The following is a 23526-nucleotide window of genomic DNA, read 5'->3' as shown; positions in this document are numbered from 1 at the left end:
GTCCGGAGCGGCGATGACCAGCAATCTGAGACTTCGCATCCTGTCCGCCCTCGTCATGGCCGCCGTCGCGCTCGGCGTGACCTGGATCGGCGACTGGCCGTTCCGTATCCTTGCCGTTCTGGCCGGACTGGCGATCTACGCCGAGTGGACGACCATCTCCGGCATCTCTTCCCGGCGCGGGGTTTCGCTCGCCTATTTCGTCCTGGTCGGGATTCCGCTGCTGCTGGTTCTCTTCGGCGTGCCAGTCGGTGTCGTCCTGCCCGCGCTTCTGGCGGTGTTTCTGCTTGGCCTTGCGATCCCTGGTTCCGACGGCAAGTCCCGCTGGGGCGCCTGGGGAATTCTCTATGTGGTCCTTCCCGTCGTCTCCATGTCGATGGTCCGCGGCGATACCACAGCCGGGCTGGTCGGCATCCTGTTCCTCTTCGCCGTGGTCTGGGGCACCGACATCTTCGCCTACTTCATCGGACGCGCGATTGGCGGTCCGAAACTGGCGCCGGCCATTTCGCCGGGAAAGACCTGGAGCGGCGCCGTCGGCGGAGTCGTTTGCGGGACGGCCGCGGGGATCGCCGTCCTCATGGTGGCCGGGGCGAGCGCCGGGTGGGCGTTCGTTGCGATCGCCGTGGTGCTTTCGGTCCTCTCGCAGATCGGCGACCTGTTCGAATCCTGGATAAAGCGGCGCTTCGGAATGAAGGATTCGTCTTCTTTCATTCCCGGCCACGGCGGCGTCATGGACAGGCTGGACGGGCTTGTGGCAGCTGCGTTTGGGCTGTACGTCATCGGCTGGCTTGTCTCCGGAGCAGAAACTCCGGCAGCGGGGCTCTTCGGCAACTGATTCCATCAGGGCCGCGCCATTCGAGCGCCTGCATCGTCACTTCAATTCGCCGGATCGCAGAAAAACAGGACGGATACGCAGCTTGGGTGAGATCGCAACCTCCATCTTCAGCACGGAAGGCCTGGTCCTGGGCACGATCGTGCCCTTCCTCTTCGTCCTGACCGTCGTCGTCTTCGTCCACGAAATGGGCCACTATCTGGTGGGCCGCTGGTGCGGGATCGGCGTGAGCGCATTCTCGATCGGCTTCGGACCGGAGTTGCTCGGCTTCAACGACAGCCATGGGACGCGCTGGAAACTCTCGGCCGTACCTCTCGGCGGCTACGTCAAGTTCGTGGGCGACGTGAATGCGACGAGCCAGCCGCATCCGGACGATATCGACCAGCTCAGCGAGGAAGACCGGGCGCGGGCCTTTCACCTCCAGCCGGTATGGAAGCGCTTCGCCACCGTTCTGGCGGGCCCGCTCTTCAACTTCCTGCTGACGATCGCGGTCTTCGCGGTCATGTTCTCCATCTACGGCCGGTATGTCGCCGAACCGATGGTCGCCGAGGTGCGCGAGGGAAGTCCGGCGGCTTCGGCCGGTTTCCAGCCGGGCGACCGGTTCGTGATGGTCGACGGCAATCGCGTGGAGACGTTCGGGGAAGTGCAGCGCTACGTCACCGGCAGAGCCGGAGATCCGATCACCTTCGTGATGCTGCGCGACGGTCGCGAGGTGGAACTCACCGCGACTCCGGAACTCCTCGAGCAGACCGACGCCATGGGAAACGTGGTGAAGATCGGCATCATCGGAGTCGTCAACAACCAGGAAGTCGGCCAACCCCGGGTGATCGAGTACGGACCGATGCAGGCATTGGGGGAGGCCGTAGCGGAAACCGGGCACATCATCGTGCGGACCGGACAATTTTTGCGGCGGTTTGTCGCGGGGCGTGAAGACCGCTGCCAACTCGGCGGCCCGGTGAAGATCGCCGACATGGCGGGCAGAGCGGCTTCGATGGGTTTCGAGTGGCTGGTTCAGCTGGTCGCGCTGCTTTCGGTCGGCATAGGAGTGCTCAACCTTCTTCCCATCCCGCCGCTGGACGGCGGCCATCTGGTATTCTATGCCATCGAGGCGGTACGCAGGAAGCCGGTCTCGGAACGGGTCATGGACGCGTTCTACCGGACGGGCCTCTTCCTCGTTCTCGCATTCATGGCCTTCGTGTTCTGGAACGACATCTTCGGCTGTTGAGCAGGATCGGGCCCCGGCGCTAGGTGGTTGGATTGACGAGACATTTACCATGAAGGGAGAATGCGTGGCGGGAACGACACGCCCGCGGGATTAGTAAACGCATATTAACCAGAAGCCTTGCGTGTATAGGAAATCCGGGTCATACGGGAGTCGGTCACGACCGACACTCCGGTTTCTCGCCGTGGGGACTACGAGAACAAGGTAATAAAGCCCGATGAAGGCAGGTAGTAAATTTGTGAGCGCCGTATCGGCACTCGCCCTTTCAGCCGGCTTGGTCGCTTCCGGTTCGTTTGCTGTTCAGTTCGCGACCGTCGCTTCAGCCGAGGCCGCCGTCGTCCGCAGCATCGAAGTCCGCGGCAACCGCCGCGTCGATACCGCCACCATCCGCGAGTATGTCGGCATCGAGCCGGGCAAGAGTTTCGACCCGGCCGACATCAACGAGGCCGTCAAGACGCTCTTCGGAACCGGCTTGTTCTCGGACGTCCGCATCAACCAGGTCGGTTCCACGCTGGTGGTCGAAGTGGACGAGTACGCGATCGTCAACGCCGTCATCTTCCAGGGCAACAAGAAGGTCAAGGACGCCGACCTGGCCAGCGCGGTCCAGCTGAAGCCGCGCAGCACCTACTCGCAGGCAGCGCTCGACGCCGACATCGAGGCGGTGCGTCAGGCCTACAGCCGCGTCGGGCGCGAGGACGCGACCGTCAGCGGGCGCATCATGGATCTCGGCGAGAACCGGGTGAACGTCGTTTTCGAAATCATCGAAGGCGGGCGCACCAAGATCACCGGCGTGACCTTCGTCGGCAACAACGCCTTCAGCGACGGGCGGCTGCGGGACGTGATTTCGACCAAGCAGTCGAACATCCTGTCCTTCCTGTTCCGAAACGACGTCTACAGCGAAGACCGTCTGCGCGCCGACGAGGAAGCGCTACGGCGCTTCTACTACAACCGTGGCTACGCGGATTTCCGCGTCATATCGTCGTCGGCCGAGCTGGACGAAGCGCAGAACCAGTACTCCGTCACGTTCACTGTGGAGGAAGGCGAACGCTACACCTTCGGCGACATTTCGATCGAAAGCACGCTCGAAGGCGTGGATGCCCAGTCGCTGAATCCGCAGATCGACACGCGCAGCGGCAGCGTCTACAGCGCCGACAACGTCGAGGACACGATCATCGCCCTCACCGAGGAAGTGGTCGGGCGCGGTTACGCGTTCGCGCAGGTGACACCGCGCGGCAACCGGAATTTCGAGAGCCGTACGATCGACGTCGCCTATTCCATCGACCAGGGTCCGCGAACCTACATCGAACGCATCGAGATCCGCGGCAATGACCGCACGCGCGACTACGTGATCCGGCGAGAGTTCGACGTCAGCGAAGGCGACGCATTCAACCAGGTCATGATCCAGCGGGCGAAGCGCCGCCTGGACCGGCTGGACTATTTCCAGACCGTGAACATATCGACCGTGCCCGGCTCGCAACCGGATCAGGTTTACCTGATCATCGACGTGGTCGAGAAGCCGACCGGCGAGTTTTCGGTCGGCGCGGGTTACTCGACCAAGAGCGAGGCAACCGGCACCGGCGGGGTGAGCATCGAGGGTTCCGTGTCGGAGCGCAATTTCCTCGGTCGTGGCCAGTACATCAAGGTGTCGGCCGGCGGTGGCAAGAATTCGCGCGACTACAGCCTGTCCTTCACGGAGCCTTACTTCCTCGGCAGGCGCATCGCGGCGGGCTTCGACGTCTATCGGCAGACGCGTGCGTATAACGACCGCTATTCCTCTGACACGACCGGCGCGACGATCCGCCTAGGGCTTCCGATCACCGATTCGCTCACCTCGCAGATCGCGTACAACTATTCGCGCGAGGAGTACGAACTGGACGATAAGTGCGTCGACGATCCGACGACGGTGGTGATCGAGAACCCCTGCAACATCGCGCCGCAGATTCTCGATGCCATAGTGCAGAGCCCTTGGGTCAAGTCCTCGGTCAGCTGGACCTTGCTCTACAATACGCTCGACGACCCGAAGAATCCGCGGGATGGCCTCTATTCGACTTTCAGCGTGGAATATGCAGGTCTCGGCGGAGACGCTGAATTCGTCAAGCTGACGGGACGCGGGTCCTACTATCACACGCTTCTGGAAGAGCAGGACGTCGTCGGCCTCGTTTCGATTGGCGCGGGACACGTCGTCCAGACCGGCGGCCCGCTGCGCCTGTTCGACTACTTCCAGAACGACACGCGCATGATCCGGGGATTCGAATCGAGCGGCATCGGACCGGTGGCCACGAACGGAACCGACCATCTGGGCGGCGAGACCTACATCAACGCGAGTGCCGAAGCGCAGTTTCCCCTTCCTGCAGTTCCGGAGAGCCTCGGCATCAAGGGCGCGGTCTTCGCGGACGCGGCGACGCTGTTCGGGAACGATCTGGCGCCCCTGGGGACAGACATGGAGTGGCGCGCCTCGGTCGGTGCGAGCCTGTTGTGGCAGTCGCCATTCGGGCCGATCCGGTTCGACTACGCCGTTCCGGTCGTGAAAGAACCAACCGACCAGGTTCAGCACTTCAATTTCGGCGTTTCGACGCGCTTCTAGCTTTGACTCTGCCTTGCGGGCCTCCCAGCCCGCAGGCGGGTCCGAGGATCCGGATTCGGAATGGCTGAGCCCGTCTTCTTCTCGCCTGTGCGAGCGATCTCGGTGGGCGAAGCCGCTCGCATGATCGAGGGGATCCTGCTGGACCCGTCGGCGGCATCCGTGCTCATCGAAGGTCTGGCGGTGGCCGGGGAGGGCGGCGGCGGAAAGCTGGTCTTCGTCGATGGAAGGCGCAATGCTCCGCTGATGGCGGGTCTGTCGGCAGCGGCGGTACTCTGCCAGCCCGAACTTGCCTCTCTCGCGCCACCCGGTGTCGCGGTCATAACCACCAAGTTTCCCGCGCTTGCATTCGCCCGCATCGGCCGGGCGCTGTTTCCAGCCGCCACGTTTCCCGCCGCCGTCTCCGCCCAGACCGGCGTCTCCGAACATGCCTGCATCGCCGAGGACGCACTGATCGAGGATGGTGCGATCGTCGAGTTTGGCGCGGTCGTGGGGGCGAGGGCAGAAATCGGGCGCGGCGCGGTGGTCGGTCCGGGCGCGGTGGTCGGTCCGGATTGCCGGATCGGGCGGCAGACGCGGATCGGGTCCAATGCCAGCATCCTCGCGTCGTTGATCGGCGATCGCGTCGTGGTTCATCCCGGTGCCCGTATCGGCCAGGACGGCTTTCGCTTCATTCCCGGCCCGTCGGGTCTCGAAAAGGTTCCGCAGATCGGCCGGGTCATCATCCAGGACGACGCCGAGATCGGAGCCAACACGACGATCGACCGCGGAGGGCTGGGTGACACGGTGATCGGGGAAGGGACCAAGATCGACAATCAGGTACAGGTCGGACACAATGTGCGGATCGGCAGGCACTGCGCGATCGCAGCGCATGTCGGGATCTCCGGCTCGGTCACGCTCGGCGACTTCGTCATGCTCGGCGGGCGCGTGGGCATCGCCGACCATGTCAGCGTTGGCGACCGCGTGCAGATAGCGGCCGGCAGCGGCGTCATGCACGACATACCGGCCGGACAGAAATGGGCCGGATTTCCCGCCAAACTTGCCACCGATTTCTTTCGCGAGACGAATGTCATAAAGAAACTCGCCGCCGACACGCGACGCAAGGGACCCGGAAAATGAGTGACGCAGCTTCCCCGACGCTCGAGTCGGTTGCAATCATGGAACTGCTGCGTCTGTTGCCGCATCGCTATCCCTTCCTGCTGGTCGACCGGATCGTCGAAATCGAAGGAAACAATTCGGCCGTCGGTATCAAGAACGTCACGATCAACGAGCCGCATTTCCAGGGACACTTCCCCGGTCATCCGGTCATGCCGGGAGTGCTCATCGTCGAGGCGATGGCGCAGACTGCCGGCGCGATCTGCATTCGCGAGAGCGCAGCGACGAGCCCTAGCCTCGTCTATTTCATGGCGATCGACGAGGCGAAATTCCGAAAGCCGGTGCAGCCGGGTGACCAGATGCGCATCCACGTCAGGAAGCTAAAGCAGCGGGGAGGAATTTTCCGCTTCGCCTGCGAGGCGACAGTCGACGGCAACAAGGTCGCTGAAGCGCAGTTGACGGCCATGATGACCCCCAAGGTAGAAGGCTGACACTTGGCAGAGACGTTCATTCACCCCGCCGCGGTGGTCGAAGACGGGGCGCAGATCGGGGAAGGCGCGCAGATCGGACCGTTCTGCCACATCGGCCCGCACGCGGTGATCGGCGGAAACGTGGAACTGTTAAGCCATGTTTCGGTGATGAACGCCACCCGCATCGGCGACGGGACGAAGGTCTATCCCAACGCGACACTCGGCGGGCCTCCGCAAGACACCAAGCACAAAGGGAGCGTCACGCGGCTGGAAATCGGCCGCAACTGCAAGATCCGGGAGAACGTCACGATGCACGTGGGCTCCGATGCGAGCAGCGGCGTCACCACGGTGGGCGACGACGGGTTCTTCCTCGCCAATTCGCACGTGGCCCATGACTGCGTGGTCGGAAACAACGTGACACTGACCCACGGCGCAACCTTGGGCGGTCATTGCGAGATCGGGGATCACGCCATCGTAGGAGGGCTGACGGGCGTTCACCAGTTCGTCCGGGTCGGCAGACGCGCATTCCTGGGCGGCAGCTCCGCGGTCATGGGCGACGTCATCCCCTACGGCATGGTCGTGGGGAACCGGGCGAAGCTTCATGGGTTCAACCTCGTCGGCATGCGCCGGTCCGGCATGGCCCGGGCGGAGATCTATCGCATGCGGGAAGCCTATCGCCGCATCTTCGATCCGGCACGTCCGGTTGCCGTGAACCTCGAAGCGGTAGCGGTCGAGTTTGCGGACACCCCTTCGGTGATGGAGATCGTTTCCTTCATGACAGATCGCGGCAAGCGCTACTATTGCGTACCGCCCTATCTGAAAGCCCAAGATAGCGGCGATGACCCGATCGGCTGACCCGTCGCGTCAAGGCCAGGCCGCGCAAGGCGGCCGCGTAGCGATCGTGGCCGGCGGCGGAGCACTGCCCGGCGAACTTGCAGCAGGGCTGCTGCCGCCCGCCCGTCCGCCGTTCCTCGTCATCATCGAAGATCAGCCTGACACCGACCCGGAACTGTTCGGCTACGAGCACCGCATGCTCAAGGTTGAAGACTACGGAACGCTCATATCGATGCTGCGGCGCGCGGGGGCGACGCATGTCGTCCTGGCCGGTGGCATTTCGCGGCGGCCAGCGCTACGATCGATCCGCTGGAATTTCGGTCTCCTGAAGATGCTTCCGAGGGTGGTCGCCGGACTGGCGCGCGGCGATGACGGCATCCTTCGTACGATCGTGCGCCATCTGGAGGCAGAAGGTTTTCACGTCGTCGGGGCGCATGAGCTGCTGCCGGACCTCGTTGCACCGGAAGGACAGCTCTCGAAAGCGAAGCCGTCTACCGCGGAGCGCCGGAACATCGCAGCCGCAATGGAGGCCGCGCGGGCGATCGGCGCTCTCGACATCGGCCAGGCGGCCGTCGCGGTAAGGGGGCGCGTCGTGGCGCTGGAGGGCGCGGAAGGGACCGCGGAGATGATCGAGCGCGTGCATCGACTGCGTTCCGCGGGCCGGATCGGCAAGGCTGGCGGGGTCCTCGTCAAGTGCGCCAAGCCGAACCAGGAGCTTCGCGCCGATCTTCCGGCGATCGGTCCCGATACCGTCCGGAGCGTGCATGCGGCGGGTCTGGCCGGAATCGCCGTCGAGGCGGGGAGGGCGATCATGTTGCACCGGAAGGAACTCGTCGAAATCGCAGACGAGCTTGGCATTTTCGTCACCGGCGTCCCTGGCGGCAAGTCATGACGGCGGACCGCATGCGCATCGCCATCGTCGCGGGCGAGGAATCCGGGGATATCCTCGCGGCCGACCTCGTTTCGGCGTTGGCGAAGGAGAGCGGCAAGACCATCGAACTTTCGGGCGTCGGCGGCAGCCATCTTCAGGCGCTCGGTCTCGACACGATCTTCGATCCCGGCGAGATTTCGCTGATGGGTTTCTCGGCAGTCCTGGCGCGCCTTCCACAACTCCATCGCCGGATCTCGGCGACCGCCGAGGCCGTGGTGGCGAGCAATCCGGACTGCCTCATCACCGTGGACGTGCCCGACTTCAGCCTGCGCGTGGCCAGGAAGGTCCGCGCAGCCGATCCCTCCATTCCGATCGTCCACTACGTCTGTCCGAGCGTGTGGGCCTGGCGGCCGCAGCGGGCCGTCCGCATGCGAAAATACGTCGATCATGTCCTGTGCATCCTTCCCTTCGAGGTGGCGGAACTCGAACGGTTGGAGGGACCTTCCGCGACCTATGTCGGCCACAGGCTGGCGCACGATGTCGGGCTCTCGGCGGCGTCCGAACGGCAAAGGTCCGCCGGCCCGCGAAGCCCGGGGGCGGAAAAGACACTGCTCCTTTTGCCCGGCTCCAGGCGTGGCGAGGTCACGAAGCTGCTCGATCCCTTCAGGGAGACCGTCGAAATCCTGATCGCGCGCGGCATGACGCCGCGGCTCGTAATCCCGACGGTTGCGCATGTCGCCGACCTGGTTCGGGAACGAACGGCGGACTGGCCGATCAAGCCGGACATCGTTCTCGGAAGCGATGCGAAGTACGGGGCGTTCGCCCGGGCGGATGCGGCACTCGCCGCCTCGGGAACCGTGACGCTGGAGCTGGCGCTCGCCCGGGTTCCCACCCTGGCCTGCTACAAGAACGACGCACTTGCCCGGCTCGCCTACGGCATGATCCACACCTGGAGCGCGTCGCTGCCCAACCTGATCGCGGATCGTCCGGTCATACCGGAGTTTTACGACCACTTCGTGCGGCCGGGCATGCTCGCGCGGCATCTCGAGCAGCTTGCCGGCGACACGCCGACCCGTGCCGCGCAGATGGACGGTTTCGACGTGATCGCCGCCGCGATGGCGACGCAGCGCCCGTCGGGCGAGATCGCAGCCGACGCCGTGCTCGACACCATCGGGACGCATCGCGGCTGAGGATTGCCCGAACCCAAGCGACCGCATCAACGGAAAACGGCGCCCTGGGGGCGCCGTTCAAGAAGCGAGGGCTTCGTTTTGGGAAATCAGCGCTTGGCGATCGCCACGTAATCGCGCTGCGGCGCGCCGGTGTAGAGCTGGCGCGGCCGGCCGATCTTCTGGTGCGGATCCTCGATCATCTCCTTCCACTGCGCCACCCAGCCGACGGTGCGGGCGACCGCGAACAGGACGGTGAACATGGTGGTGGGGAAGCCGAGCGCCTTGAGCGTGATGCCGGAGTAGAAGTCGATGTTCGGGTAGAGCTTCTTCTCGATGAAGTATTCATCCGTGAGCGCGATCTTCTCCAGTTCCATCGCGACGTCGAGCAGCGGATCGTCCTTGATGCCGAGCTCGCCGAGCACCTCGTGGGTGGTCTTCTGCATGATCTTGGCGCGCGGATCATAGTTCTTGTAGACGCGATGCCCGAAGCCCATGAGACGGAACGGATCGTTCTTGTCCTTGGCGCGATCGATGAATTCGGGGATGCGGTCGACGCTGCCAATCTCGGCCAGCATGTTCAGCGCCGCTTCGTTCGCACCGCCATGGGCGGGACCCCAGAGGCAGGCGATGCCGGCCGCGATGCAGGCGAACGGATTGGCGCCCGAGGAGCCGGCGAGGCGGACGGTCGAGGTCGACGCGTTCTGCTCGTGATCGGCGTGCAGGATGAAGATTCGGTCCATCGCGCGCGCCAGAACCGGGTTCACCTTGTAGTCCTCGCACGGCACGGCGAAGCACATGTTGAGGAAGTTCGCCGCGTAATCGAGATCGTTCTTCGGGTAAACGAAGGGCTGACCGATATGGTACTTGTAGGCCATCGCGGCGATCGTCGGCGTCTTGGCGATCAGCCGCATCGAGGCGACCATGCGCTGATAGGGATCCGAGATGTCGGTCGAGTCGTGATAGAAGGCCGACAGCGCGCCCACCACTCCGCACATCACCGCCATCGGATGGGCGTCGCGGCGGAAGCCGGTGAAGAACCGCGACATCTGCTCGTGCACCATGGTGTGCCGGGTGACGCGGTAATCGAAGTCCTCCTTCTGCGTCTTCGTCGGCAGTTCGCCGTAGAGCAGCAGATAGCACACCTCGAGGAAGTCGCCGTGCTCGGCAAGCTGCTCGATGGGATAGCCGCGGTGGAGCAGCACGCCCTCGTCGCCGTCGATGAACGTGATCTCGGATTCGCAGCTCGCGGTGGACGTGAAGCCCGGATCGTAGGTGAAGGCGCCGGTCTGAGCGTAGAGTTTCCCGATGTCGATGACTTCCGGTCCGATCGAGCCCTGGCGGACGTTGAGTTCGATTTCCTTACCGCCGAAATCGAGCTTTGCGGTTGAATCGGTCATCGCGGACTCCTTATCGTCAATCGGCTATGTGGAAAGAGTTCCGCGATGAAAAATCGCGGTCTGGAATGGTGATCTAGCTAGCCCATTTCACCGCGGATGCCAAGTTGCGGACGCGCCTAATGTTGCAGCGCGAAAAGCCACATTGTCCAAATGAACTGCCCGCCGCTCCCGTTTCGGTCGATACGGTCACAACAGGTCGGCGATGCGGCCGAGGCTCTCCTCGCGGCCGAGCACAGAGAGAACGTCAAACACGCCGGGTGAAGTCGAACGGCCGGTGAGAGCGGCACGCAGCGGCTGCGCCACCGCGCCGAGCTTAAGCCCGGTTTCGGCCACGTAGGCGCGGATCGCCGATTCCGTTGTCGCTGCGTTCCAGTCGCCCGTGATGGCTTCCAGGGCCGCCTTCGCACCCGCGAGGACTTCACGCGGCGGCTCCCCGACGAGTTTTTCGGCCTTTTCGTCCAGTTCCAACGGCCTCTCGACGAACAGATATCCGGCGCTGTCGGCCAGTTCCACCAGCGTCTTCGCGCGCTCCTTCAAGCCCGGCATGGCTTCGAGCAGCATGCGCCTACGCCCATCGTCGAGCTTGCCGGCGATAGCCTTCCCGCCTTCGATGTAGGGCAGGGTCGCGACGAGGATGTCGAGGAGTTCGGCATCCGGAATCCGGCGCATGTGCATGCCGTTCAGCGCTTCCAGCTTCTGGAAATCGAATCGTGCCGCGCCCTTGTTCACGTCCTCGATCTCGAACCAGCCGATCATCTCGTCCGTGGACATCACTTCATCGTCGCCGTGGCTCCATCCGAGCCGGGCGAGATAGTTGCGCAGCGCCTCCGGGAGATATCCCATGGCGCGGTAGGCCTCGACCCCGAGCGCGCCGTGCCGCTTCGACAGCTTGGCGCCGTCCGCTCCGTGGATGAGCGGGATGTGCGCCATCACCGGCACGTCCCAGTCCATGGCCTGGTAGATGATCGTCTGACGCGCCGCGTTCGTCAGGTGGTCGTCGCCGCGGATGATGTGGGTGATGCCCATGTCGTGATCGTCGACTACGACGGCGTGCATGTAGGTCGGGTTGCCGTCCGAGCGCAGGATGATGAAATCGTCGAGGTCCTTGTTGGGGAAGCGGACCTCTCCCTGAACCTTGTCGTGCACGATCGTCTCGCCCTCGCGGGGCGCCTTGATGCGAATGACCGGCTTCACGCCGGCTGGCGCCTCGGACGGATCGCGGTCGCGCCAGCGGCCATCGTAGCGGGGTGGGCGGCCTTCCGCCCGCGCCCTTTCGCGCATCTCCTCCAGTTCGGCCTGGGATGCGTAGCAGCGATAGGCCTTGCCGCGCCTGACGAGTTCTTCCCCGATCTCGCGGTGGCGGTCGGCGCGGGCGAACTGCGAGACGGGTTCGCCGTCCCAGGTGAGGCCGAGCCAGGAAAGGCCGTCGAGGATCGCCGCGGTCGCCGCTTCCGTCGAGCGCTCGCGATCGGTATCCTCGATCCGCAGCAGCATCCTGCCGCCCGTGTGCCGGGCGAAAAGCCAGTTGAAGAGCGCGGTCCGCGCGCCGCCGATGTGAAGGTAACCGGTGGGGGACGGCGCGAAGCGCGTGACGACGGGTGCGGACATCGGTTTCCGGGAGCTTTGCGTGCTGGGCGCCTTGGTGCCACTGCGCGGGTGATTTCGGGTGGCGTTCATGTAGCATAGGATCATCGGGGTGCAAGCCGTCGGACATGTCGGGACCTTCGGGGGCCACCTTTCGACGGCAGGGACGGGGTCGCGATGGCGACGGTCGACGAACCGGATCCGGAGGAAAGGGGGATGCTGCCCGTCCCGGGCGTGCTCGTGACGGCAGGCGCGGACCGTGAGCATAAGAACGCAGGAGGCGTCGCGTATCGGCCGGCCGCGCGGATGGATGCCATCGCCAATTCCCTGGGAGCGGCGCTGGCGGACGCCGTCGCCGCAGAGCGCGACCGCGGAACGGCTTTCCTGTTTCTTCCGGTGATTCTGTGCTCGGGTGCGGCGCTGTATTGGGCACTGCCCCTGGAACCGCCGTTCACATTTGTGGCCGCTGGCCTGGCATCTTGCTTGCTCGCGCGCGCCTTTCTCCCGCGGGCCGGTGTGTGGCGGCTTCTGTCGACGATCCTCATCGTGTCCATGCTGGGCATGCTCGCCGGAAAGCTCGAGACCTGGCGTGCCGGGACCAGAATGCTCGGCTCCGAGATCCCGACGTTCGTGACCGGCCGGGTGGTGGCGCTCGAACGTCAGGCAAGCGGCCGGGTCCGGCTCACGATCGACCTTCGGTCGACCGACCGGCCGGTGCTTCGATACGCGCCGGAGCGGGTCCGGCTTTCGGCACGGTCCCTGCCTGCCGAAATCCGCGCGGGGGACCGCGTTGCCGGCTACGCTCGGCTCTTCCCTCCCTCGGGGCCGGCCCGGCCGTTCGGCTACGACTTCGCCTTCGAGAGCTACATGGACGGCATCGGCGCCACCGGGTTCTTTCTTTCCGATCCAGAATCGGTGAGCCTCGACGAAGCGCCGGACTGGCGCGCGGTCCTTTCCGCCCGGATCGCCGACATGCGCCAGGCGATCGCGGGCCGGATCACCGGCCGGATCGACGGACCCGAAGGCCAGATCGCGGCGGCGCTCATCGCCGGAACGCGCGCGGGTATTCCGGAGGAGATCAACGAGGCGCTACGAAAGACCGGCCTCGCGCACGTCCTGTCAATTTCGGGACTGCATATGGCGCTCGTCGCCGGCACGGTCATGTTCGCGCTGCGCTTCGTCTTCGCGCTGTTTCCCGGGTTCGCCTCGCGCCTGCCCGTGAAGAAGTACGCGGCCGCCGTCGCGTTACTGGCGGCGGGCTACTACCTGTTGATTTCGGGCGCGGCGGTCGCGGCACAGCGCAGCTTCATCATGATCGCCGTGATGCTGGTAGCGCTGCTGTTCGACCGGTCGGCGATCACGATGCGCAATCTCGCGATCTCGGCGCTCATCGTCATCGCGATCGCCCCGCACGAGGTCGTCGGGCCGAGCTTCCAGATGTCGTTCGCCGCCACGGCGGCGCTGATCGCGGCCTACGCCTGGTGGTCCGAGCGTCGATCGGACCGTTTCACGGGAGGGCAACCTGCGCGAGGCTCGACGGTCGGCAACGGCTTGCGGCTCTTCCTGCTCTACTGCGCCGGCATCGCGGTGACCTCCCTTGTAGCGGGAACCGCGACTGCGCTCTATGGCGTCTGGCATTTCCACCGCATGGCACCGCTCGGTCTCCTCGCCAATCTCGGCGCCATGCCGGTCGTGTCCTTCGTGATCATGCCTTCGGCGGTTCTTGCCGGCATCCTGATGCCGTTGGGCCTCGAAGGCTTCGCGCTCGATGTCATGGGGTGGGGGATCGGGGTCATGGTCTCGATCGCCCAATGGCTTGCCCAACGCACGCCGTTCGACGCGGTCGGCGCGATCCCGCTGTCGGCCGTGCTTTCGATGACCATCGCGCTTGTGCTCGTGACCGTCCTGTCGACATGGCTGCGCCTCGCCGCCTTGCCGTTTTTGATCGTGGGAATTGCGCTCATCGCGGCGCGCGATCTCCCGGACGTCCTGCTCTCGGAGGATGGAAACTTGATCGCGATGCGCACGCGGGCCGGGGAACTTGCCGTCAGCAAGGAGCGCCCGAACCGTTTCGTCACCGGTATCTGGATGGACGCGGCAATGACACACAAGGTTGCGACACCGGTTTCCACCTCCGAATCGCTTACGGCGGTCACAACGGCACAACGCGCTTCGGAGGTCTTCGTCTGCAACGACACGGGTTGCATCGCGCGACACGGCGGCGGAGCGATGGTGGCGTTCGTGCCCGCCGGAGGGAACGCGGGCTCGCTCTGCGGTTTCGTCGACGTCCTGGTGATCGACGATGCGACGGCAGCGAACCCGTGCGCCTCGGCAAAGGTGCTCGTCGTCATCAAACGCGACCTCGCGCGGCGTGGCAGTGCCGAGATCCGCTTGGCGGAGGAAGGGGAGGAACCTCGCGCCGAGATCCGGTTCGCCGTACGGGAGCCGTACCGGCCCTGGCATGATCATCGGCGGTATTCGCGGGAGGCCCGCGGAATGCCGCCTTACAAGCGGGAGCCGTAGCGGTCGCCCAACGCGAATCTCCGTCGAACCGAGGGGACGGAGGACTGGCCCGGCTTCAATACCGCCGGATCAGCCCGACCAGACGGCCCTGGACCTTCACCCGATCCGGCCCGAAGATGCGGGTTTCGTAGGCGGGATTGGCCGCTTCGAGCGCGATCGAGGCGCCCTTGCGGCGGAAACGCTTCAATGTGGCCTCCTCGTCGTCCACGAGCGCCACGACGATCTCGCCCGGACTGGCGGTCGAGGTGCTGCGGATCACCACCGTATCGCCGTCGAGAATGCCCGCCTCGATCATGGAATCGCCCCTGACCTCGAGTGCGAAATGTTCGCCGCCGGAGAGCATGTCCGGCGGAACCGCGACGGAATGCGTCTGGTGCTGGATTGCGTCGATGGGAACGCCGGCTGCGATCCTGCCCATGACGGGAATGGAAATCGCCGCCGTGTCGTCGTTGCTCGCCCGGCGCGCGGGGGCCGGTTCAGGCTTTCTCGAAAGGCTGCCTTCGATGACGCTCGGGGAAAACTTGCGCGGTCCGCCAAGCCCAGGCGCGATGGACTCGGGCAGCCGGATCACCTCCAGCGCGCGAGCCCGGTTCGGCAGCCGCCGGATGAAGCCGCGCTCTTCAAGAGCCGTTATCAGGCGATGGATGCCCGATTTCGACGCCAGGTCGAGCGCCTCCTTCATCTCGTCGAAGGAGGGGGGAATTCCCGACTCCTTCAGCCGCTCGTGGATGAAGAGCAGGAGTTCGTGTTGCTTGCGCGTCAGCATCTTTGCACCCCTCGGGGAATCGGACGGCTAAAAAACAAAACCGGAACAAACCTATCTGTTCCAGTCTTGTTCCGCAACAGTTTAAATTTGAGTGAATCTGTTTACCGTTCGTTCACGACAGCATCAGGAGCTGGCATTCCTCTCCGGCGTCGGCGGGCGGCGCGAAGGGCGCGCGCACGATCAGAGCGGCGGAATCCGCCATCACGCGCAACATGGAGGAATCCTGGATCGCTGAAGGCGTTGCGACAATCCCATCCGCTTCCCGGCGGATTGCGGCGCGCAGATAGTCCTGTCGCTGGTCGTTCGCGGGGACGGGCGCACCAAGGATGCCCTGCCGCAAGTCGGCCTCGTGCAGCCGGCCCGCCATGCACGCGACCAGCGGCTTCAGGAAGACGTAGGAGCAGACGAGGCTCGCGACCGGATTGCCGGGCAGGCCGACGATCTTGCGGCCGCCGAGCGTTCCCGCCATGAGCGGCTTGCCCGGCCGCATGGCGATCTTCCAGAAGTCGAGCTCGCCGCCGCGTGCCGTCAGCACCTCGCGCACGAGGTCGTGGACCCCGACCGACGCGCCGCCGATGGTCACGATGAGGTCCGCGCCCGCTTCGAGCGCCCGGTCGAGCGTGGCCGAGATCGCGTCGCGGTCGTCCGCCACGATCCCACAGTCGAGGACCCGAGCCCCCGCCGACCGGACGATCTCCGCCACGCCGAGCCCGTTCGAAGCAATGATCTGGCCGGGTCCCACGACGCTGCCGGGTGGCAGCAGTTCATCGCCGGTCGCGATGATCGCCACGAGCGGCTTCCTCACAACGTCGAGTGCGGCATGATTGGCCGAGGCGGCGAGCGACAGGGCCGGCGGGTCGAGCCGGCGTCCCCGATCCAGGAGCGGCTGGCCTTCTGAAAAATCGAGGCCACGGGCGCGCACGTGGCGGCTGGCGGCGACGGTCTCCTTCGCCTCTATCATGTCGTCTGCGACCGAGGCGGCGTCTTCTTGGATCAGGACGCAGTCGCTGCCTTCGGGCATCGGCGCGCCGGTGAAGATACGGACCGCCTCACCCGGGCCGACGGCGCCGGAAAACGGTCGTCCCGCCGGCGCAGACCCGATCACCCGCAGCCTGGCCGGCAGCCGGGCGACGTCGGCCGAGCGTACCGCGTAGCCGTCCATGGCGGAGGCGTCGAACGGCGGCTGGGTGCGCAGGGAACGTATGTCCGTGGCGAGAATGCGGTCGCCGCATTCCGCGATCGGCAGGCGTTCGGCGTCCAGCGGCCTGACGCCGTCGAGAAGCAGGCGCAGCGCCTCGTCGACGGGGATGAGTGCCGTTGCCTTAGCCTGCATCGACGTGCCAGTCGCCCGATTTGCCGCCCGACTTCTCCAGCAGGCGGATGCCCGAGATGATCATGCCGCGGTCGACCGCCTTGGCCATGTCGTAGATGGTGAGGCATGCAACCGAGACGGCGGTGAGCGCCTCCATCTCCACGCCGGTCTTGCCGGTCACCGACGCGGTGGCCCTGACGCGCAGCCCGGGCAGGCTCTCGTCCGGGTCGATCTCGACCGACACCTTGTTCAGCATGAGCGGATGGCAGAGCGGAATCAGTTCGTGCGTCTTCTTGGCCGCCATAATCCCGGCGATCCGCGCCGTGCCGAGCACGTCTCCCTTTTTGGCATTGCCGTCGAGGATCATGCGCAAGGTGGCGGGCGCCATCGCGACGCTGCCCTCGGCGACCGCCACGCGCGCGGTTTCGGCCTTCGCGCCCACGTCGACCATGTGCGCTTCACCGGAAGCGCCGATGTGGGTGAGGGCGGCCTTCCCGGGCATGAGGACCTCAGGCCGACTTCCGCACGTCCGACGTGCCGAGCCCGAGCAGCGCCTTCGTGGCCGCCGTGACGTCTTCCCGGCGCATCAGGCTTTCGCCGACGAGGAACGTCTTGATGCCGTGCGCGGCGAGCCGCCGGCAGTCGCCGTTCGTGGAGATGCCGCTTTCGCCAACGAGGATGCGGTCGCCGGGAACCATCGCGGCCAGACGCTCGGATGTCGCGAGATCGACCTCGAAGGTCCGCAGATTGCGGTTGTTGATGCCGATCAGCGGCGAGGAAAGCCGAAGCGCGCGTTCCATTTCCGGTTCGTCGTGTACCTCCACGAGTACCGCCATCCCGAGCGAGCGGGCGGCTTCCTCCAGCGCTTGCGCCTCGCCGTCCGAGACGCTCGCCATGATGATCAGGATTGCATCGGCACCCCAGCTTCGGGCCTCGTAGACCTGGTAGGGTTCGAACATGAAATCCTTGCGCAGCGCCGGCAGCGACGTCTCCGAACGCGCGGCTGTCAAGAATTCGGGCGCGCCCTGGAACGAAGGCGTGTCGGTCAGCACTGACAGGCAGGCGGCACCGCCATATTCATAGGCCCGGGCGAGTGCGGGCGGGTCGAAGTCGGGCCGGATCAGCCCTTTGGACGGGCTTGCCTTCTTGATCTCAGCGATCAGTGCGAAGGCGCCTGCATCGATCCTTGCGCGGATCGCGTCGGCGAAGTCGCGGGGAGGGGAGGCGTCCAGCGCGCGCGCCCGCATGTCGGCAAGCGGGACGAGCGCCTTCGCCGCGGCGATCTCGTCGCGCTTGTAGGCCTCGATCCTGCGCAGGATGTCGGTCATTCGCCGGCCTCGCGGTTCGAGACGGCAACCAGCCGTTCGAGGGCCTTCTCGGCCTTGCCGCTGTCGATCGATTCCGCTGCCAGAGAGACGCCGTCGCGCAGCGTGGGGGCTCGTCCCGCCACGACGAGTGCTGCTGCTGCGTTCGCCAGGACGATGTCGCGGTAGGGGGATTTCTCGCCTCCGAGCACCGATCGTAGCGCCAGCGCGTTGTGGGCCGCATCGCCGCCACGGAGATCGGCGAAGGCGGCGCGCGCCAGGCCCGCATCCTCGGGTTCGATCGTGAACACGTCCACGACCCCGTCCTTCAGCGCCGCCACCCTGGTGGTGCCCGCCGTGGTGACCTCGTCGAGACCGTCGCCATGCACCACCCAGGCGGCCTCGGCGCCGAGGGTCTTCAGCACGTTTGCCACCGGCTCGACCCATTCGGGCGCGAAGACGCCGACCAGCAGGCGCTTCACGCCGGCCGGGTTCGACAGCGGGCCGAGCAGGTTGAAGATGGTACGGGTTCCGAGTTCGACCCGGGCGGGCCCGACATGCTTCATCGCCGAATGGTGCTTCGGCGCAAACATGAAGCCGACGCCGGCCTCGCGGATGCACGCCGCGATACCGGCCGGACCGATGTCGAGGTCAATACCCAGCGCCGACAGAGTGTCGGCGGCGCCGGACTTGGACGACAGGGCCCGGTTGCCGTGCTTGGCGACGTTGACCCCGGCGCCGGCCAGCACGAAGGCCGCGCAGGTCGATATGTTGTAGGAGCCCGAAACGTCGCCGCCGGTGCCGACGATGTCGATCGCGTCCGCGGGCGCCTCAACCGGCAGCATCTTGGCGCGCATCGTCGCGACGGCGCCGGAGATCTCCTCGACGGTTTCGCCGCGCACACGCATGGCCATGAGAAAGCCGCCGATCTGCGCCGGCGTGGCTTCCCCCGACATGACGATGTCGAAGGCGGCGCGCGCTTCGTCGAACGTCAGCGCGCTACCCGACGCGACCTTGGCGATGAATGGCTTGAAGTCGCTCATCCCGCGTCAAAAGCTCAGGGCCTGCTGGATGGCCGACTGGTTGACGCGCACGTCGTAGCGGCCGCGCAGCTCCGAGACGAGCTGGTCGAGCAGATCGTCCGACCAGCCAGACTGGAGCGCCTCGCGCGTCTGCGGCGTCAGCGATTCGGCGCTGGCTCCCGCCGGCTCGAACACCTCCGTGACCTTGTAGACGATCTGGCCGTCGCCGGCCGGCGTCGGAGTCGTCCCGGTGCCGCCCTCGGCAACACCGAACACGCCGGCAACGCCGGCTTCGCCGATGTCGGCATCCGCGGCGCCGCGCCTGATGCCGCGCTTGACCTGCTTCTCCAGACCGAGTTCGGCGGCGATGTCGTCCAGCGAAGCTCCGTCGGCGACCCGCTTCCTGATTTCCTCGGCCTTCTTCGATATCCGCGACGACTTCTCGGCCGTGAGCCAGTCGGCAAGCACCTTCGGCTTCATTTCCTCGAGGGTACGATCGCGGCTGGGCGTGACGCCTTCGACTTCGTAGAAGAGGAATCCGCTGGATCCGATGTTGATCGCGGGGTTCTCGACGCCGACTTCCGTGTCGAACACGCCGCCGATCAGCTGCGGCAGCTCCGGAATCTGCGACAGCGTCTCTCCGTCCGGCCCGCGGCCGGACGAATCGATCGCTTCGATCGTCACCGCCTCGAGGCCGAGGTCCGCGGCCGCCTCCCGCATGGTCGAACCCCCGGCACGTGCATCTTCGTAGCGATCGTGCACGTCGAGCAGGATACGGTTGGCTTCGGCGAGCGCGAGATCCTGGCGAATCTCCTCCTTCACCTCCGCGAGCGGCTTCACCACTTCCGGCGTGATCTCGGTCACCCGGACGATGGCCGGACCGAAGGCGCCGTCGATGATCCCGCTGACTTCGTTCTTCTGGAGCGCGAAAGCGGCTTCGGCGATCGCCCGGTCGGGAACGCGCGCCTTCTCGATCGTGCCGAGCTTCACGTCCTCCAGTGTCTTTCCTTCCGCGGTGACCATCTGTTCGAACGTGGCGCCGCCCGAAATCCGATCGGCGGCGATCTTGGCGGCATCCTGGTTCGCGAACACGATCTGCTCGATCCTGCGTCGTTCCGGGGTCGTATAGTGGTCCGCGTTGTTCTTGTAGTCCTCCGCCACCTGTTCGTCGGTGATCGAGGACGGATCGGCGATGTCGGATGGCTCGAGCTTGACGTAGGAAACGCGGCGGTATTCCGGTGCCGCATAGCGCGCCTTGTTCTCCTCGAAGTACGCGGCAAGCACCTGGTCGGACGGCTCTTCGACCGGTTCCACGAGCGCTTCGGGCAGGACGAGGTATTCCGCTGTCCGGTCCTCGCCCTGGTAGAGCGCCATGGCGCGCATGAAGGTGTCGGGCACCGACAAACCATCTGAAACGGCATCGACGATCTGCTGACGCACGGCGACCTGCTGCCGGTTCTTCAGATAGTCTTCCGGCCGCATGCCGATCTGCCGAAGGACGAACTCGAACTGCCGGCGGTCGAAGCCTCCATTCGGCCCTTGGAACGCAGGATCCTCGGCGGTCAGCAAGGCAAGCCGGTCCTTCGAAACCCCGAGATGCATGTCGCGCGCCTGCTCGTCCAGTACGGCACCGGCGATGACCTGACCGAGGACCTGGTTGTCGAGGCCGAACGCCACCGCCTGCTCCCGCGTGATGCGGCCGCCAAACTGCTGGGAAATAGCCGAAAGCTGCCGGTCGTAGGCCAGCCGGTAGTCGAGCGCGGACACCGTGGTGTCGCCGGCCGTGACGACGTCGCCGCCGGCGGTTCCCGCCAGCTGGCCGGATATCCCCCAGACGGCGAAGCTGAGGACCAGAAGCAGAAGCAGGAGCTTCGCCACCCAGGTTCCGGCCGCCGCGCGTAGTGAGTCGAGCATTTGTGTTCCGAATTCGTGACGTTGGCGCGCGAGAAGGCCGCGCATTCAGGTGAGCAAATAGACTCCTTCGAGGCGGGTGTCGATTGCTTTATGGTGCCGATTTGGTAGGAAACCCGCGCATCTTCGCGTTTCCTATCGGGATTTCAATCATGACCAAGGGCATCCGGCCGCTCGTCGCGGGCAACTGGAAAATGAACGGCACCAGCGTTTCGCTCCCCGAGATACGGTCGATCGGCCATGGCTTCATGAGCGGGCTCGATGCCGAGACCGATGCCTTGCTGTGCGTGCCGGCCACGCTTCTCTGGCGGGCCCACGAGATCCTGTCCTCGACCCCCGTGCGTTGCGGCGGCCAGGATTGCCATGCGCGGCCGAGCGGTGCCCATACCGGCGACATATCGGCGGAGATGCTCAAGGATGCCGGTGCGAGCCACGTCATCGTCGGCCATTCCGAGCGGCGGGCGGACCACGGGGAGACAGACGCGCAGGTCCTGATCAAGGCCGAAGCAGCGTGGCTCGGAGGCCTGACCGCCATCATCTGCGTGGGAGAGACCCGGGGCGAGCGCGATGCAGGGAGAACGCTCGACGTCCTCTCCCGCCAGATCGCCGGCTCGGTGCCGCCCGGCGCCACGTCCAAGAACACCGTCATTGCCTACGAGCCCGTCTGGGCCATCGGTACGGGCCTGACCCCGACGGCCCAGGACGTGGCGCAGGCGCACGCGCACATTCGCGGGGAACTGGCAAAGAAGATGAACGCCGAAGCGGCGAAAACCCGCATCCTGTACGGCGGCTCGGTGAAGCCCTCCAATGCGGTCGAACTGATGTCGGTCGACAACGTCGACGGCGCGCTCGTCGGAGGCGCCAGCCTGAAAGCCGCGGACTTTCTCGGAATCGCGGAGGCCTACAGGTCTCTGTAGCGGCCCGAATTCGTTTGACATGAGGGCGCGGGACACCCACATCCCGCCGCATCCGTGCCCTGGGGCACTCAGACTTGGAAACGACGCAAAAGGCGTGTATTGAGCCGCGTCTTCTCCCAAGGCTCAGAACTCGCCGGAAAATTTCCGCGGATTGGAAATATGGAAACCGTACTCGTTGTCGTCCACCTGATGATCGTCCTCGCCCTCGTGGGGGTCGTCCTTCTGCAGCGTTCGGAGGGCGGAGGCCTGGGCATCGGCGGCGGGTCCGGCTTCATGACCGCGCGAGGCGCCGCGAATGCGCTGACGCGGGCGACCGCCATTCTCGCAGCGGCCTTCTTCGTGACGTCGCTCGGACTGACGCTCATCGCACGCTACGGCGAGCAGCCGATCGACATCCTCGAGCGCCTGCCCGCGGGCCAGCAGCAACAGGAAAACGGAACGGGCGGCGGTGGCGGCGGTGTCCTGGATCAGCTCGGCGGCGGCGACACTCCCGCGCCGGCCCAACCGGCCGCGCCCGCGGGACCCCAGGTTCCCAACCAGTAGCCATCGTCCAGTCTCGCAATGAAACGGCCGGTTGTCCGGCCGTTTTTTCATGGCGCGGGCGGCTCCCTTCTTCGACTGTTGTTTTGCTGCAACCCTTTTTTGCTCGGTTCGCTCTACCGCGCCCGGGAACAGTGGATGCTTGTTGAGCAAAATGAGCTTCATCCGCTATGATGCCGCGGCTCGCGGATCGATGTTTACTCGACCGTCTGAGCGGTAGCGAAGGATGGATCGAGACGATGCGTATTGCGCGTGTGTTGCTTGCATTGGGATTGACTGCCGCGGTCGCGGTCGCTGCGTTGGGCTCGGCGCGTGCCGAAGGTGACCGGGATCGCTTCGCTCCGCCGCCCTTGTCCCTGAAGAAGGAGCCGGCCAGGAACGAAAAGGCGAAGGTCGCGTCGAAGGAGAAATCCAAAGCCGTGGTGGAGCGTCAGAAGACGCCTGCCCCGAAGAAGGAGAAGCCGAGCGTTCCGGTTCCGACCGTCGCCGAAGTCGTTTCAAGTGGGAACAATGGCGAGCTGCGCAGCACCGTGCAGCAGCAGACCGGCCTGTTCGGCGGCCTCTTCGGCAGCCCGGCGGCCCGGTTGCTGCCCCAGACCGAGGCGCTCGACGGCGTACTGGAACAGACGCAGAAGGGCAGGAAATTCGCAGTCAAGGACGAGTTCGTTCCCCAGACCGTCGCCTTCTCCGGCTACAAGCGCGGGACCATCGTCATCGATACGGGTCAGCGCTTCCTCTATCTTGTCGAATCGCCGACGAGCGCCCGCCGTTACGCCATCGCGGTCGGCCGCGAGGGACTGGAGTTCAAGGGTTCCGCCAAGGTCGGCGACAAGCAGGAATGGCCGCGCTGGATCCCCACGCTCGACATGCAGAAGCGCGAACCGAAGAAGTACGGCCAATACAAGGACGGCATGCCGGGAGGTCCCGCAAACCCGCTCGGGGCGCGCGCGATCTACCTCTACCAGGGCAAGAAGGACACGCACATCCGCATCCACGGCACGAACCAGCCACAGACCATCGGGACGAATTCCTCGAACGGCTGCTTCCGGATGATCAACGAGCACGTGATGGATTTGTACGGCCGCGTGAGCGTCGGTACGGAAGTCGTGGTACTCTGACACCCGTTTGAACGGCCTGCATCGGGCAGGCCGCTTGTTCCCGAGCATTGCTTGCTGCGCC

The 23526-nt window shown here is 65.4% G+C and carries 20 protein-coding genes; 12 read left to right on the top strand and 8 right to left on the bottom strand.

All coding sequences use genetic code 11. The features are described from left to right. Positions 1–13: 13 nt before the first annotated feature. The 8 genes from ABGN05_RS15020 (at position 14) to lpxB (ending at position 9092) form a co-directional block, all read left to right on the top strand. Positions 14–832, top strand: coding sequence for a phosphatidate cytidylyltransferase (locus ABGN05_RS15020; protein WP_367954844.1), 819 nt, complete (start codon positions 14–16; stop codon positions 830–832). 82 nt (positions 833–914) lie between these two features. Next, positions 915–2054, top strand: coding sequence for an RIP metalloprotease RseP (gene rseP / locus ABGN05_RS15015; protein WP_367954843.1), 1140 nt, complete (start codon positions 915–917; stop codon positions 2052–2054). 214 nt (positions 2055–2268) lie between these two features. Continuing rightward, entirely contained in the window at positions 2269–4635 is a 2367-nt protein-coding gene (bamA, locus tag ABGN05_RS15010) for an outer membrane protein assembly factor BamA (protein ID WP_367954842.1), read from the top strand. Positions 4636–4695: 60 nt separating this feature from the next. Next, entirely contained in the window at positions 4696–5751 is a 1056-nt protein-coding gene (lpxD, locus tag ABGN05_RS15005; protein ID WP_367954841.1) for a UDP-3-O-(3-hydroxymyristoyl)glucosamine N-acyltransferase, read from the top strand. Further along, positions 5748–6218 (top strand): 3-hydroxyacyl-ACP dehydratase FabZ, encoded by a 471-nt coding sequence (gene fabZ, locus ABGN05_RS15000; RefSeq protein WP_367954840.1) that lies wholly within the window; start codon positions 5748–5750, stop codon positions 6216–6218. The genes lpxD and fabZ overlap by 4 nt, the downstream gene beginning before the upstream one ends. A 3-nt stretch (positions 6219–6221) precedes the next feature. Then, on the top strand, positions 6222–7052 hold the full coding sequence (gene lpxA / locus ABGN05_RS14995; RefSeq protein WP_367954839.1) for an acyl-ACP--UDP-N-acetylglucosamine O-acyltransferase: 831 nt from the start codon (positions 6222–6224) through the stop codon (positions 7050–7052). Further along, the gene (locus ABGN05_RS14990; protein ID WP_367954838.1) at positions 7036–7923 is read left to right on the top strand and encodes an LpxI family protein; all 888 of its coding nucleotides are present in this window, start codon (positions 7036–7038) and stop codon (positions 7921–7923) included. Before lpxA ends, ABGN05_RS14990 begins: the two co-directional genes overlap by 17 nt. Further along, positions 7920–9092, top strand: a complete 1173-nt coding sequence (gene lpxB, locus ABGN05_RS14985; RefSeq protein WP_367954837.1) for a lipid-A-disaccharide synthase — start codon at positions 7920–7922, stop codon at positions 9090–9092. The genes ABGN05_RS14990 and lpxB overlap by 4 nt, the downstream gene beginning before the upstream one ends. An 86-nt stretch (positions 9093–9178) precedes the next feature. Here the strand turns inward: lpxB and gltA are convergent, their stop codons facing one another. Together gltA and gltX are read right to left on the bottom strand one after the other, a co-directional pair. Next, positions 9179–10468: a citrate synthase gene (gltA, locus tag ABGN05_RS14980; RefSeq protein WP_367954836.1), complete on the bottom strand. Its 1290-nt coding sequence runs from the start codon at positions 10466–10468 to the stop codon at positions 9179–9181. 186 nt (positions 10469–10654) lie between these two features. Next, positions 10655–12076: a glutamate--tRNA ligase gene (gene gltX / locus ABGN05_RS14975; RefSeq protein WP_367954835.1), complete on the bottom strand. Its 1422-nt coding sequence runs from the start codon at positions 12074–12076 to the stop codon at positions 10655–10657. Between the two features lie 153 nt (positions 12077–12229). Here gltX and ABGN05_RS14970 point away from each other — a divergent pair, with 153 nt between their 5' ends. Next, positions 12230–14575: a ComEC/Rec2 family competence protein gene (locus tag ABGN05_RS14970; RefSeq protein ID WP_367954834.1), complete on the top strand. Its 2346-nt coding sequence runs from the start codon at positions 12230–12232 to the stop codon at positions 14573–14575. A 55-nt stretch (positions 14576–14630) separates the two neighbouring features. On the opposite strand, the gene lexA is transcribed toward ABGN05_RS14970, so the two are convergent. The 6 genes from lexA to ABGN05_RS14940 all read right to left on the bottom strand — a co-directional run bounded on the left by lexA (position 14631) and on the right by ABGN05_RS14940 (position 20893). Further along, the gene (lexA, locus tag ABGN05_RS14965; protein ID WP_367954833.1) at positions 14631–15341 is read right to left on the bottom strand and encodes a transcriptional repressor LexA; all 711 of its coding nucleotides are present in this window, start codon (positions 15339–15341) and stop codon (positions 14631–14633) included. Positions 15342–15453: 112 nt separating this feature from the next. Further along, positions 15454–16674 carry a molybdopterin molybdotransferase MoeA gene (locus ABGN05_RS14960; RefSeq protein WP_367954832.1) on the bottom strand — a complete coding sequence of 407 codons (1221 nt, stop codon included), beginning with the start codon at positions 16672–16674 and terminating at the stop codon, positions 15454–15456. Next, the gene (moaC, locus tag ABGN05_RS14955) at positions 16664–17155 is read right to left on the bottom strand and encodes a cyclic pyranopterin monophosphate synthase MoaC (RefSeq protein WP_367954831.1); all 492 of its coding nucleotides are present in this window, start codon (positions 17153–17155) and stop codon (positions 16664–16666) included. The genes ABGN05_RS14960 and moaC overlap by 11 nt, the downstream gene beginning before the upstream one ends. A 7-nt stretch (positions 17156–17162) precedes the next feature. Then, complete coding sequence (trpC, locus tag ABGN05_RS14950) at positions 17163–17981, bottom strand: indole-3-glycerol phosphate synthase TrpC (RefSeq protein WP_367954830.1); 819 nt, start codon at positions 17979–17981, stop codon at positions 17163–17165. Beyond that, the gene (trpD, locus tag ABGN05_RS14945; RefSeq protein ID WP_367954829.1) at positions 17978–19000 is read right to left on the bottom strand and encodes an anthranilate phosphoribosyltransferase; all 1023 of its coding nucleotides are present in this window, start codon (positions 18998–19000) and stop codon (positions 17978–17980) included. The genes trpC and trpD overlap by 4 nt, the downstream gene beginning before the upstream one ends. A gap of 6 nt (positions 19001–19006) precedes the next feature. After that, positions 19007–20893 (bottom strand): SurA N-terminal domain-containing protein, encoded by a 1887-nt coding sequence (locus ABGN05_RS14940; RefSeq protein ID WP_367954828.1) that lies wholly within the window; start codon positions 20891–20893, stop codon positions 19007–19009. A gap of 149 nt (positions 20894–21042) precedes the next feature. On the opposite strand from ABGN05_RS14940, the gene tpiA reads away from it, so the two are divergent. From tpiA to ABGN05_RS14925, 3 genes are all read left to right on the top strand, one after another. Then, on the top strand, positions 21043–21807 hold the full coding sequence (gene tpiA, locus ABGN05_RS14935) for a triose-phosphate isomerase (protein ID WP_367954827.1): 765 nt from the start codon (positions 21043–21045) through the stop codon (positions 21805–21807). A 159-nt stretch (positions 21808–21966) separates the two neighbouring features. Continuing rightward, entirely contained in the window at positions 21967–22350 is a 384-nt protein-coding gene (secG, locus tag ABGN05_RS14930) for a preprotein translocase subunit SecG (RefSeq protein WP_367954826.1), read from the top strand. A gap of 236 nt (positions 22351–22586) precedes the next feature. Then, on the top strand, positions 22587–23465 hold the full coding sequence (locus ABGN05_RS14925; protein WP_367954825.1) for a L,D-transpeptidase: 879 nt from the start codon (positions 22587–22589) through the stop codon (positions 23463–23465). The last annotated feature ends 61 nt before the right edge of the window (positions 23466–23526 follow it).

The organism is Aquibium pacificum (assembly GCF_040839445.1).
GTDB classification, from domain to species: Bacteria; Pseudomonadota; Alphaproteobacteria; order Rhizobiales; family Rhizobiaceae; genus Aquibium; species Aquibium pacificus.
Note: the sequence above shows the minus strand (reverse complement) of the source record. Positions and strands in the feature narration are given on the sequence as shown.